This window comes from Martelella lutilitoris (assembly GCF_005924265.1).
GTDB lineage: Bacteria > Pseudomonadota > Alphaproteobacteria > Rhizobiales > Rhizobiaceae > Martelella > Martelella lutilitoris.
Genome location: NZ_VCLB01000001.1, coordinates 213594 through 226449, shown reverse-complemented (window position 1 = coordinate 226449; position 12856 = coordinate 213594). Strand labels below are relative to the sequence as shown.

Annotated in this window: 7 protein-coding genes; 4 read left to right on the top strand and 3 right to left on the bottom strand. The window is 59.4% G+C overall.

Annotated elements, in window-relative coordinates; genetic code table 11:
* Positions 1 to 66: 66 nt before the first annotated feature.
* From FF124_RS01015 to FF124_RS01005, 3 genes are read right to left on the bottom strand one after another with little or no spacing between them, the layout of a single operon-like run.
* Positions 67 to 1068, bottom strand: a complete 1002-nt coding sequence (locus FF124_RS01015) for a rhamnose ABC transporter substrate-binding protein (protein ID WP_138746615.1) — start codon at positions 1066 to 1068, stop codon at positions 67 to 69.
* Positions 1069 to 1122: 54 nt separating this feature from the next.
* Positions 1123 to 2112 carry an ABC transporter permease gene (locus FF124_RS01010; RefSeq protein ID WP_138746614.1) on the bottom strand — a complete coding sequence of 330 codons (990 nt, stop codon included), beginning with the start codon at positions 2110 to 2112 and terminating at the stop codon, positions 1123 to 1125.
* Positions 2112 to 4712 (bottom strand): ATP-binding cassette domain-containing protein, encoded by a 2601-nt coding sequence (locus FF124_RS01005; RefSeq protein ID WP_138746613.1) that lies wholly within the window; start codon positions 4710 to 4712, stop codon positions 2112 to 2114. The genes FF124_RS01010 and FF124_RS01005 overlap by 1 nt, the downstream gene beginning before the upstream one ends.
* Positions 4713 to 4972: 260 nt before the next feature.
* Between FF124_RS01005 and FF124_RS01000 the strand changes: the two genes are divergently transcribed.
* The 4 genes from FF124_RS01000 (at position 4973) to FF124_RS00985 (ending at position 12633) form a co-directional block, all read left to right on the top strand.
* Positions 4973 to 6184 carry an ROK family transcriptional regulator gene (locus tag FF124_RS01000; protein WP_138746612.1) on the top strand — a complete coding sequence of 404 codons (1212 nt, stop codon included), beginning with the start codon at positions 4973 to 4975 and terminating at the stop codon, positions 6182 to 6184.
* Positions 6185 to 6373: 189 nt separating this feature from the next.
* Positions 6374 to 6934: a type 1 glutamine amidotransferase domain-containing protein gene (locus tag FF124_RS00995; RefSeq protein WP_138746611.1), complete on the top strand. Its 561-nt coding sequence runs from the start codon at positions 6374 to 6376 to the stop codon at positions 6932 to 6934.
* A gap of 329 nt (positions 6935 to 7263) precedes the next feature.
* The gene (locus FF124_RS00990) at positions 7264 to 9054 is read left to right on the top strand and encodes a DUF4422 domain-containing protein (RefSeq protein WP_187326761.1); all 1791 of its coding nucleotides are present in this window, start codon (positions 7264 to 7266) and stop codon (positions 9052 to 9054) included.
* A 1035-nt stretch (positions 9055 to 10089) separates the two neighbouring features.
* Positions 10090 to 12633 carry a calcium-binding protein gene (locus tag FF124_RS00985; RefSeq protein ID WP_138746609.1) on the top strand — a complete coding sequence of 848 codons (2544 nt, stop codon included), beginning with the start codon at positions 10090 to 10092 and terminating at the stop codon, positions 12631 to 12633.
* Positions 12634 to 12856 lie beyond the last annotated feature (223 nt).

The window sequence follows — 12856 nt, the reverse complement described above, 5'->3', positions numbered from 1 at the left end:
CGCAGATTATTGGAACGCCGTGCATCCATTCGGACGCACAAAGCGCGAGCGTCAGGTCTCTGCGGATCAGAACTTGAACTCATCCAGATTGTCCGGCGTAACGATCTTGGCCGGGCCAAGCACCACTTCGCCGGCATCGCCGACAGTGTAGGTGCCGAGGCGTCCCGCCTCGAAGGTTTCGCCGGCTTCGCCGCTGACCTTGCACTGTGCCAGCGCCTGGGCGGCATAGTAGGTCAAGTAACCGAGGTCGGAGACGTTCCACCAGATGTCCTGCGCATCGCCATCGGCCACATATTTGCGGATGAGCGAGGCGGGGGCGAGGCCGGTGAGCTTGATCTTGCCGGTAAGCCCTGCTTCCTCAAGCGCGCGCGCCGCCGCGGGAAGACCGATGCCGGCAGGCACGATGATACCCTTGAGATCGGGATAGGCCTGGGCGAGCGCAATGGTCTGCTGCTGGTTGATCTGCTCGCTTTCCTCGCCATAGGAAATCTGCACCAGTTCCAGGCCCTTGTAATCCGGGTTGCTGGCCATCTCCTCCTTCATCTGGGCAATCCATGCGTTCTGGTTGGTCGCCGTCGGCGTCGACGACAGGATCGCGAATTCACCCTCGCCGCCGATCATCTCGGACATGGATTGCAGCATCATCGAGGCAAGGCTTGAGCCGAGCGCCTGGTTGATGAACAGCGTGCGGGCGCTTTCCGCGACGTCGGAATCGTAGGAGATGACCTTCACGCCGTTTGCGGCGGCGCGCTTCAGCGCGGGCGCGACCGCATTGGCGTCATTGCCGGAAATCGCGATGACATCGACGCCCTGCGAGACGAGATTGTTGATGAACTCGATCTGGGCTTCGGCCGTCGCCTGGCTGGGTGCTGCCTGGATGACCTTGCCGCCGATCTCGGCCTGGGCTTCCTCGGCGCCCTTGCCGGCGACCTGGAAATAGGGATCGGTATCAAGCTTGGGCAGGAAGCCGACCGTGACCGGGCCGTCGGCGCAATCGGCAGCCGCGGCCGCCCCGGCCGTGAGCATTGCAAGGCCGCAGACCGTTGCGAGCAATGATTTTACAGGCATTTCTTCTCTCCTCCAGTGTTATAGCCAGTCAGGCTGGCCTGTTTTGCTGCGCGCTCATTGCGTCGCAACAGGTCCTTGTCGTGTCAGCTGTTTCAGACGTGCCGAAATCGCTGATGAAAAATTCCCGGCCAGCAGCGCGATGATCAGCAGCATGCCGACGACCGTGCTCTGCGCATCGCCGCCGACGCCGCTGATGCCGAGCAGGTTGCGGATCAGCGTCACCAGGCAAAGCGAGCCGAAAACCCCTGCCACGCCGCCCTTGCCGCCGAAGACGCTGACGCCCCCGAGCATGGCGATGGTTATGACGTCGAGCTCCATGCCGAAGGCGTTGTTGGCGCGGGCATTGGCGAGGCGGGCGGTGTAAACGATGCCGGCAATGGCGCACATGACGCCTGAGAAGACGAACAGCCAGAAACGAATGCGATCGACCGCAATGCCGGAGAATTTGGCCGTGTCGGGATTTCCGCCGATGGCGAAGATGCGTCGTCCGAGCGGGGTCGCGTGCAGGACAACGGCGAAGACCGGCAGAATGATCGCAAAGGGCAGGATAGTGCGCGGTATGGGCAGGCTTCCGACATTGAGAAAGCCGAAATTTGTCAGCGCTTCGGGCAGGATATTCACAGAACCCGTGCCCAGGAGCACGTAGCCGATGCCGCGGAAAAGCGCCATGGTGCCAAGCGTCACCACCAATGACGGCAGGCCGAACAGCGTCGTCATCATGCCGTTGAAAGCGCCGAGCAGCGCGCCGGAGACGAGGGCAATGGCGATTGCCGCGGGCAGGGCCAGTCCCGCTTCAAGGCTGAGGCCCAGGAGGACGCTGGTCAGCGCCAGCGTGCTGGCAACCGAAAGGTCGATGTCGCGGGTGATCAGCAGCAACATGATCGGCAATACCAGAAGCGCGCGTTCCGAACCGCCCGCGATCAGCTGGGAGATGTTGAACGGCGTGCCGAAATTATGCACGAAAACAAGGCCGTAAAGGGTGGCAAGCGCGGCGACGGCGCAGATGAACACGTCCCAGACGGATAGCCAGAGCGGCAGTTTCATCACATCATCCTCCGTTTGAGCGCGCGCTCGCTGCGGGCGGCGATTTTCGCGTCGATGGTAATGGCGGCCAGAATGACGAGGCCGTAGACGCCCTGCAGCCAGAGCGGGTTGACACGGACCAGGCTCAGGCCGTTGCGGATGACCAGCAGCGTGACCACGCCGAGGATGATGCCAAGCACGGTGCCCGAGCCGCCGCGAATGGCGACGCCGCCGACGACAACGGAGGCGATTACCGTCAGCTCGTAGCCGAAGGCGACGCGGGCATCGACCGTGGCGTAGCGCGAGGCCCAGAGCGCGCCCATGACCCCGGCGAGCGCGCCGGCGATGGCGAAGGCCGCCAGAATGCGCCTTGCCGAGGGCACGCCGATGGTGTCCGCCGCTTCCGGATTGGAGCCGACGCCATAGATCTCGCGGCCGAAGCGGGTCCGCTGCAAGAGAAAGCCGGCAATCGCCAGCGTGACGAGGGAGGCCACGACAATGCCCGGCAGGCCAAGCAGACGCTGGCCGGCAAGATCGAGCCAGTGTTGCGGCACTTCATCGGCGCTGATCTGGTCGCCATTGGCCCAAAGGCTCAGGAGCCCGCGATAGACCGACATTGTGCCGAGCGTCGCAACGATGGAGGGCACCCGGCCATAGCCGACGATCAGACCGTTGATCGTGCCGAGGCCGCCGCCGATCAGGACGGCAAAGCCAAGGCCCGCGAGCGCCGGAAGTTCGGGGTGGGTCGACATCAGCAGCGCTGCGGCATAGGCCGTAAGCCCGATGACGGACGCAACGGAGAGATCGATATTGCGGGTGAGGATCACCAGCATTTCGCCAAGAGCGACGAAACCAAGAAGGCCCGCGTCCATCGAAAGCGATTGCAGATTGGTAAAGCTCAGCATGCGCGGGTTGATGATCGAAACCGGAATGACGACGGCGAGAATGGCGACCACAAGGCCAATCTCGCGGCGCATGAACACCTGCTCGAAAGACTGTCGCAGGACCGATTTGGCTTTGCTCTCCGCGCCTGATTCATCCGGGCCGGAGGCTGCGTCGTGGTCGGCGGGTTTGAATTCCGCCTTCGCCGTCGTCTCGGTCGCCGCCTTCAGCACTTCGGTCGGATCGACGTTTTTATCCTCAAAGGTCGCCGTCTGCCGCCCCTCGCGCAGCACCGTGATGCGATCGCACATGCCGATCAGTTCCGGCAGTTCGGAGGAGATCAGGACGATCGCCATGCCGGACCTGGCGAGATCGGCGATGATGGCATGAACCTCGGCCTTGCTCTCGACGTCAATGCCCTGGGTCGGTTCGTCGAGGATCAGGATGCGCGGTTTCGTCGCCAGCCATTTCGACAACACGACCTTTTGCTGATTGCCGCCGGAAAGGCCGGAGATTTCCTGTTCATAGGAGGCGAAACGCAGTTTCAGCCGCTGCAGATATTCCTTCACGTAATTGACTTCGCGCGCCGGTCGCAGAAGGCCGTGATGCGTGCAGTTCTGCAGCACGGTCAGCGATGCGTTGACCCGGATCGGGAAGTCCATGATCAGCGATTTGGCGTGGCGGTCCTCCGAGACATAGGCAATGCCGTGTTTCATCGCCTGCTGCGGCGAGCGGATGTCGACGGTCTTGCCGTCAATGCGGATCGAGCCGCGGCTCGGATGCTTCACGCCGAATATCGTGGTGGCGAACTCCGTTCGACCGCTGCCGACCAGCCCGCCGATCCCCATGATTTCGCCGGCGCGGACGCTGAGCGAGATATCCTCGAACTCCGCGTCGACGCCGAGGTTCTCGACGCTCAGGATTTCAGGGCCGAGATCGTGCTTGCGCTGCGGGAAGGAGGCCTGCAGTTCGCGCCCCGCCATCAGGTTGATGGCCTGCTGGCGCGAAAGCTCCGACGCATCCGCCGTGCGCACGAGCGCGCCGTCGCGCAGAACGGAGATGCGGTCGGAGATGTGGAAGACCTCATCCATGCGGTGGCCGACAAAGACGATGCCGACCCCGCGCGCCTTCAGCTTGCGCACCACCGCGAACAGCTTCTCGACTTCGCGATGGGAGAGCGACGCCGTCGGCTCGTCAAGGATGAGCACGTCGGCATCGGTGGAAAGCGCCTTGGCGATTTCGACGAGCTGTTGTTCGGAAATGCTCAGTGACTTCAGGAGGGCATCCGGACTGGCGGCCAGACCCACCATGTCCAGAAGCTCGACGACCCGCCGGTGCATGGCCTTGCGGTCGAGCAGGCCGACGGCATTGGTCGGATAGCGGCCGAAATAGATGTTCTCGACGATTGAGAGATCGGGGAAGAGGCCCGGATGCTGGTGCACGACGGCAATGCCTGCATGCTGCGCGTCAAGCGGCGAATGCCAGTTCTGCACTTTGCCCGCGACGATGATGTCACCCGCCGTCGGCTTGTGGACGCCGCACATCATCTTGACGCAGGTGCTCTTGCCTGCGCCGTTTTCGCCAAGCAGGGCCAGAACCTCCGCCGGTCGCACATCCAGCGTTACATCACTGACGGCGACCGTGCCGCCAAAGACCTTGGAGACGCCCCTGAGTTCGATCAATGGCGGCAGTTCGGGCGGCCGCGCTCCCTGAGGGTATGTCGGATCGATCTTTTTCATGATTGTGTTGAGTATTCACGGTGTCGAACCCGGCGCGCAGGCCGTGCGATACGTGAATGGTCCTCCCCCATTGTGCACGCTTCAATTGCATTCCTCGGGGTCCAAGAAAGCGCATCGCATCATCGATGTCAAGACTATTTCATCATGAAGTTATTAGTCGTGAGCTGTGCCCTTCTTGGCCCGCGCGCCTTGTCATAAGGAAAGCCACACCATAGAAATGAATATCCAACCAGCGCCCAGAAACAGTGATACGCGACACGATGGAACGGCAAAATCAAGAGGAATCAGGTGCTTCGCCCAAGCGGCGAGGCTCGAATCAGATTGTCGTCCGCCACTATAATGAGCGCCTCGTTCTGCAGCTTATTCGCCGGCACGGCCAACTCACCAAGGCCGAGGCAACGCGCGCGACCACGCTTTCGCCGAACGCCATCTCGAATATTTTCCGCAGCCTGGAGGCTGAAAACCTGCTGTTGAAGGGCGAGCCGGCGCGCGGAAAAATGGGCCAACCTTCCATTCCGGCGAGCATCAATCCGGATGCGAAATTCTATTTTGGACTGAAGGTCGGCAGGCGCAGCTTCGATCTCGTGATCATTGATTTCGCCGGTGAAATTCGCGCTAGCGAGAGCGTTTTTCACGACTATCCGACGCCTGAAGCCTGCATCGGGTTTGTGCGCGCGGCCATCGAAACGCTTCTCGGGCAGGCCAAGGTCAGGAAGAAAGATATCGCCGGCTTCGGCGTCGCCATGCCGGGCGAGCTCTGGAGCTGGACGGACGAGGTTGGCGCGCCGGCGGCCGAAATGAATGCGTGGCGGACCTTTGACATCGCCGAGGCGCTCGCCGCCTTGGGGGCGTGGCGGGTGATGATCGAGAATGACGGAACCGCTGCCTGTCGCGCGGAACTGATGTTCGGGCCGCATGCCGACAAGCATGATTTCGTCTATTTCTTCGTCGGAACGCTGATTGGCGGCGGCATTGTGCTCAATGGCAGCGTGTTCTCGGGGCGCACCGGCAATGCCGGCGGTTTTGGTCCGCTGCGTATACCGGGCGGCGTTGCCGGCAAGGACCGCCTGATGGACCAGACGTCGGTTTTCGTGCTCGAACGGGCGATTGCCGAAACCGGTGCGGATCCGCATTGTATCTGGCACAGGCCTGCAAGCTGGGATGCGTTCCCCGGGGAGGTGGAGGCATGGGTGAGCGCCACGGCGAAGGGCCTTGCGGCCGCCACGGTCTCGTCTCTGTCTATCATCGACTTTGAAGCCGTCGTCGTGGACGGCGCGTTTCCCGAGCATGTGCGCGCGACCCTGATAGACGCGATCAGGACGGAAATCGAGACGATGGACCTGCAGGGCATCTCGAAGCCATCGGTCGAGGCCGGGCGCTGGGGAAGCCTGGCCAAGGCCGTGGGGGCGGCGGCCCTGCCGCTTGCCGCCGAGTACTCCATTGAGAACAGCCCCTTTGTCGCACTGAGCTGAAGTCTTGTTTCGAGACGCCGCTTGTTATTCCCTACCGTTCCGGCGGTTGCCGCTTTTCGAGCGCAGCGGTTCTGCAATCTTTCTCCGGTCGAAGGAACGCGATGGTCGGGCTTTGCGTTTCTTTCAGGAAGGCAGCAGCGAAGCGCTTTCGCTGAGAGCCAAAACCAAGAAAATCGACAGGAGGATGCGATGCCTGGTATTCATCAGTCCAAGATTCTGATCATGGCCACCCATGGATATGAACGTTCGGAACTGCGCGTGCCGCTGGACGAACTCAAAAAGCGCGGTGCTTCGGTGACAATTGCCTCACTGGAAAAAGGCCCGATCAAGAGTTGGGACGAAAAGGACTGGGGCGACAGCGTCGAAGCTGAACGCGCGCTCGAAGACGTCTCGGTCTCCGATTATGACGCGATCGTGCTGCCCGGTGGCCAGATCAATCCGGATGTGCTGCGCACCTCGGAGAAAGCCGTTTCGATCGTCAAGGAATTCGTGTCGTCGGGACGCATTGTCGCCGCCATCTGCCACGGCCCCTGGCTTCTGGTGGAGGCCGATGTTCTGAAAGGCCGCGACGCCACGTCCTACCACTCCATCCGGACCGACATGAAAAATGCGGGCGCCAATTGGGTGGACAGCGAATGCGTCACTGATAACGGCATCATCACCTCGCGTTCGCCGAAGGACCTCGAAGCCTTTGTCGCCAAGATCGTCGAGGAGGTCGAGGAAGGCCGCCATGATCGCCGCGCAGCGTAAGCTCGCAAGGAAAATCAATACTATCTATCTGTTTTGACGTCTTTTCGCGGACGTTGGATGTTTCCATCTGACGGCGAAATACTCGATGCCGCCGTTCGGCCTGGAACAGGGTCGGGCGGCGGTTTCCTTGCTCCGGTGTCATCCCTTTGGATCTTGCGAGCCTCAAACCGTGCGCGGCTGGATTAAGGGGGTTCTCAGAACAGGGGGGCCGGGCTATCTTCCGCTGAGTTTTGATGTGTTTGTCAGGACATGAGCCTTCGTCGCCGGATGCCGGGACCGGATCGTGGTCCGGGCGAGCCGCTTCGCTGAAACCATGGCCAGACCAACGCATGATCTCCACGAAAATCTTCATCTCGGTCGTCTATTTCAAACCGGCACCGCTGGTGAAGACCGCATATCTGAACCCGATCCAGGCCGGCCGGGCGCTCGGGCGGTTTCATGTCGAGGGCGCGATCGGGGATGATACCGGCAAGAACAATTCGCACGACAACCTGTTCTGGAGCGAACTGACCGCGCTTTACTGGATGCGCCACAATGTGGAGGCCGAATATTACGGCCAGATGCATTATCGCAGGCTCCTTGCCTTTGCCGGAAAGAAGCCGCGCGGCCTGTCATTCGAAGAGATTTCCGATGAAACCTATGAGAAATACGGGTGGCGCGACGACCTGATCGAAAAAGCCTGTGAGAGCGCGGATATCCTGACGCCGCCGGCGCGACCGCTCTATCTTCCGGGCCTGCCGGATTTGGTTATGACCGCTTCGGACTTCTTCGCGCATCAGCACCATGCGAGGGACATGGCCGTGCTGGAGGATATCGTCAAGGAGCGTGCGCCGCACATCTATCCCTATCTCGTACAGATCCTTACCGGACGAAAGCTGTTCTTCAATTCGATCTCGGTGATGCGTCGACCGTTTTTTCTGGAGTATGCCGATTTCCTGATCGACATGCTCGAGGCGGCACAGCAGAGGATCGACGTCTCCGGCTATGATTCCTACCAGTCTCGCCTCGGCGGGTTCCTGGCTGAATATCTGACCTGTGCCTATGTTGCCTATGCGAAATCCGTTCACGGGGCCAGGGCGCGGGAACTTCCGCTGACCTGGGGCATCAGGCCGCGCCCGCCGGTCTCCCCTCAACAGGTCCTTCTCGAAGCGCGGCAAAAACGTGATCGGACGCGGGTCGCCGATCGGGGGGACGGCGGCGCCGATGATGACATCAATGTCGCGCTCGCGGTGGACGATTACTATTTGCCGCATGCCGCCGTCACCATGCTCTCGGCCCTCAAGACCAGCACAACGCCCTCGCGCCTGCGTTTTCTTGTCCTGAACGGACACACTATTTCGGCAGGCAACCGCGAACGGCTTGAAGGGCTCGTCAAAGGCGCGGGCGGGCGCATCGATTTCATCGACATCGATGACCGGGACTTGCGCTGGTTGCCGCTCAACCGTGATTATATTTCGATCGCCACCTATTACCGTCTGGTCATGCATCACTATCTTCCGCCCGACGTGGAAAAGGTGATCTATCTTGACGCCGATACCGTCGTCATCGAGCCTGTTGAAAAGCTCTGGGCGATCGACCTGGAAGGCCATCCCGTTGCCGGCGCGCCCGATGATGCCGGCCTGCCCCAGGCCCGCCGCCTGAGGCTTGACGCGGCGCATCGCTATTTCAATGCCGGGGTCATGGTGTTTGACGTCGCGCGCTTTCGCGAAATGCCGCTCGCCGAGGCGATCCTCGAAATCTTTCGTCGTCAGGGTCCCTATATCATCTCGCAGGACCAGGACATTCTCAACATCCTGTTTTGCAACGACACCAAGGAATTGCCGCTGGCCTGGAATGCCGGTACCCGCATCTATCGCTCAAACGCTCTGGAGCCGGCCTATAGCGAGAAGGAGGCTTTCGAAGCGGCGCGCTTTCCGGCGATCGTGCACTTCATGGACGCGAAGAAGCCGTGGCACACCAAATGCACCCACCCCTTCACCGAGCTTTACTGGGACTACCGAAACCAGACGCCCTGGGCCGAAAGCGCCGGACACAGAGCCAAGCGCCGACTGATCCAACGCGTTCGCCGCTGGCTGAGGGCGCCCGACCGTCGCTTTGAGAAACGCATCAAGTCGTCTTGAACGCGGGTCTGCTGCCGGTCGCAAACCCGAAGGCGGGTTAATGGCGGTGCCGTGATCTGATTCGACCGCTTCCGGAAAGAGGGCCGTGATGGGACGATCTTTCCAGGGCCGAGGACGGCGAAAGACCGAAAAACGGGCTGTTTGGTTCGGGTGCACGAAGAATTTGACTATCTGGTAAAAGTTGCGTAAAATTGCCGTTACAACCTCGGCGAAAACAGATGCTTCGGTTTTAATCTGTTTCCGGAAAGCCGGGAGCGGCAGATGTCGCATTTGAGGCTCTGCCTGCGCCTGCGAGGCGGACGGAAGTATGCGGGAACCCTCGGTTTCCCTGCGGTCCCGCCTTCCGAAGGCAGGTTGAAATGAAAAACGCTCGCGTGGTCCATGCCCCCGGCACAGCAAATACAGGCGTTTATTTCCTTCCTCGCGCCGTGCCCGGGGAAGCACCCGCTTCGGTCTTGCCGGATATCGGCGGCTTGTGCCGCAATCGGAGCGGGCTTCGATCTCGTCGTGTTTACGTAAAAACGGACGCAAAATCGTCATCCGTCTTTGCTGAAATTGCCGTAAAACGGAGCCGCGGCCTCTCTCCTGGCGCTGTTGGGTATCCGGGCGCTGCCCGCGTGGCAGGTTCCCCCCAAGCTTCCATGAAAACGGGATGGCTGCGCCCCCCGGGCAATTTCGTTGACGGTCCCGGCGACGACCGGCGCGCCGAAATCCGCGGCCGCGGCCTGAACGGTCCTCCGCCGTGACGCGCCTGACGGCGCCTGCCGCCTAAATCCGTCCATTCTTGAAACAGCAGACAATATCCGTGAGGCCTTGAGTGGCGCTTGCGGAAACGGGCTTCTGCGATCGCCCGTCAGGCACGGGGAGGACGCCACGTGTCGAGCAAGGACCGCAGGGGGACAGGGCCTCGTTCCCTGGCGAGAAAGGCACCGCGTTGGCGCGTTCGCAGCCGCAGGAAATCCGAGAAGGAAGGCTGCACGCAAGAGCGGGGCAGAAAATAGCCGAACCCCCTGGCGGGCTCGGGAGGAGACGAAAATGAGAAACCAGTTCTGGATTGATGTTCTTGGTGAAGATCAGACCAAGACGACGCAAGGCAGAGACAAAACCCAATATCTGGAGTTGATCGGCGATGCCGAGGGGAATGCTTCCGCCGCGCAAGATGAAGAGGTCCGGCAGCATCACGCCCGCGACCTGTTTGTCCCCGATCCGACGGCGCTTCCGTCGAATGTGGATGGCTATGACGAAAAGGCCCGGCAGGACCAGGCCGTCCCTGTCGATGGTTCAGAGCGTGCGATGCAGCCCGATACGTTTACCTTCGAGGACAGGTCCCGCATCGCGTTTCAGACCGGCACAGGCGATCTGGCGCTTCCTGCATCCGTCGAAGCCATGACGCCCACTGTCTACAACAGCGCTCAGGCGGCTGGTGGCGCTGATGACACGTCCGCAGTGACGATAGAAGCGTATTCATACGAGTGGTACCCTGTACCGGATGCAGTCATCCATTGGAATAGGTCAACCCAGACTTTCGTGGATTTATATAACATTATATTCTTCAATTCGAGCATAATTGAACACAGACTTGAGATATATTACAGTTCTAATAATCTTGGATCCTATGACAGTCGAAGCTGGAAGTATAGTTGTGAATATGACAAGGAGCATACATATGCCCTGAGATTGGACCTTAGCTCGGATTACGACTGGCTCCGCGTCAGGGATACGACAGATGGCGGTGTTTGCGCCTATATGGGCGGAGGAGATGACTGGGTTCGCTGCGAGGAGGCAAAGGGACTCCCATTTGCCTATTTCGACCTCGGCGACGGAAACGATGCTGCGGTCATCACGGGTGTCGATTCCAAGCCTTCAAATGGCGGCAATTACTATTTCTCGAATGTCGTCGTACGTGGCGGAAACGGAAACGACCGGATCTCCTATGAAGACGGCGGCAACGTCAGAATTTTTGCTGATGGGGGAGACGATTTCCTGACATTCTCATTCGGCAACGGACAACGGTCCGGTATCGTGGAAGCCTGGGGAGGGGAAGGTGCCGACACGTTCGTCTCGATGCAGAGGACCGGCAAGGATGTGATCGTGGAATCATCTGCCCCTGCATCGAACTGGATGATGATAACCGGCGCCTACGCGCTGCAAGACCTGCTCGGCTCCTGCGCTGGAATGGGCATTATAACCATGGGGATTCGTCAATTGATCCGCGTGGGCGAATTTATTATCAACGGCGTACGCCATGGGGATGACTATTACTCCCACCTCGATACAGATTCTTTTCTCAAGATCAATGATTTTGATCCAAGGGAGGACAGTTTTATCCAGTTTTTTCAAAATCAGAACGCGAATAGAAGGAATGTTAGCTTTTTCGTCAACGAATCTCCCGAACAATATATTTCTATTAATAGTGGAGACAGCGTTGTTGCGGAAATACACATAGATAACGCCGTTATAAATGACATCATCGGTATCGCGAATGAACATAGTGAGCATCTATCGATTGGAGATGTTGACTTTAAAGCAATTGAAATGGCACTTCTAAAATCTGTTCTGGCTTCAGCTGTCTATTGTGATAAGCAAAGTTATGCCTTCAGAATGTGGTCTGATGACCAGACGCCTGAATCCGGAGTAACATTCAATGGAAATTCAGAAGTCATGGATCTGTTGAGGCGTTCGGATGTCTATGACAGCTGGAATGACCTGTACGGCTCAATGACAAATGGTGATTTTTTGGCCTTCTTCGGCAACAGTGGTGTCATCCAGGGCGGGGCAGGCTACAACGGAAAATCTATTGCCGTGGGAACCGAGCTAAGTGATATTATTTACGCCGGGAGAAGGGCTGCTCTGGATCCTACCGCGACGAACCCCGTCGATCCCGCGGCGAGCGATGTGTTCGGGCTGGGGGGACATGACAGGATCTTCGGCTCGCACGGCGACGACAAGGTCTATGCCGGATCGGGCGATGATGTCATTGATGGCGGCAAGGGAAATGACGTCATTTATGGCGATGAGGGCAATGACATCATCTATGGCGGTGACGGCAACGACATCATCTACGGCGGCGGCACTGGCGTAACGGGAGTTGATATTTGGGGGGAAGAATTTGCGGTCGATCGCGATACCATAGAAGGTGGCGCGGGCGATGACATCATCCATGGCGACAGGCCTTTCACTGGCCACCTGTACACTGATGACTTGCGTCTGTTTGAGGATAAGATTGATGGCGGCGCCGGCAATGACAAGATTTGGGGCGACTCTGGAAACGATACCATCAATGGCGGATCGGGCGATGATGACCTCTACGGTTGTTCTGGCGCAGACACGTTCGTCTTCGATAGGGGGTTCGGCCACGACAAGATCTTTGACTTTATGAAGGGAGAAGACAAGATCGACCTGAGCCAGATTGCCGAACTCGACAGTTGGGATGAGCTTCAAAGCCATCTCGATTACGACCCCGACGTCAAAGACCTCGGCTATTGCGCGGTGATCAAGGACGGCTTCGGAAACGAGATCGACATTGCGCTTTACGGCGGCCAGCAGCATCTTGCGGAAAGCGATTTCATCTTCGCTTGAAGGCTGGCAAATCTGATGATAGCGGCGCGGACCGGCACCTGGTCCGCGCCGTTTTGCATGATGCGGCGACGGCAGCAATATTCGCCGCTCGGGCATGACCTGCCAATGTCATAATCTCGTCTGCCGAGGGGCGCTTTCGCACCCTCACGCAAGAGCCTGATGTCAGGTTCGACGGGTCACATCGGCAGTCATATTTCAGCTTCGGTTGTCGCCGCAGGGAGCA

Coding starts and splice junctions, on each gene's coding strand:
- FF124_RS01015 (WP_138746615.1), bottom strand. CDS start 1,068: ATGCCTGTAAAATCATTGCTCGCAACGGTCTGCGGCCTTGCAATGCTC.
- FF124_RS01010 (WP_138746614.1), bottom strand. CDS start 2,112: ATGAAACTGCCGCTCTGGCTATCCGTCTGGGACGTGTTCATCTGCGCC.
- FF124_RS01005 (WP_138746613.1), bottom strand. CDS start 4,712: ATGAAAAAGATCGATCCGACATACCCTCAGGGAGCGCGGCCGCCCGAA.
- FF124_RS01000 (WP_138746612.1), top strand. CDS start 4,973: ATGGAACGGCAAAATCAAGAGGAATCAGGTGCTTCGCCCAAGCGGCGA.
- FF124_RS00995 (WP_138746611.1), top strand. CDS start 6,374: ATGCCTGGTATTCATCAGTCCAAGATTCTGATCATGGCCACCCATGGA.
- FF124_RS00990 (WP_187326761.1), top strand. CDS start 7,264: ATGATCTCCACGAAAATCTTCATCTCGGTCGTCTATTTCAAACCGGCA.
- FF124_RS00985 (WP_138746609.1), top strand. CDS start 10,090: ATGAGAAACCAGTTCTGGATTGATGTTCTTGGTGAAGATCAGACCAAG.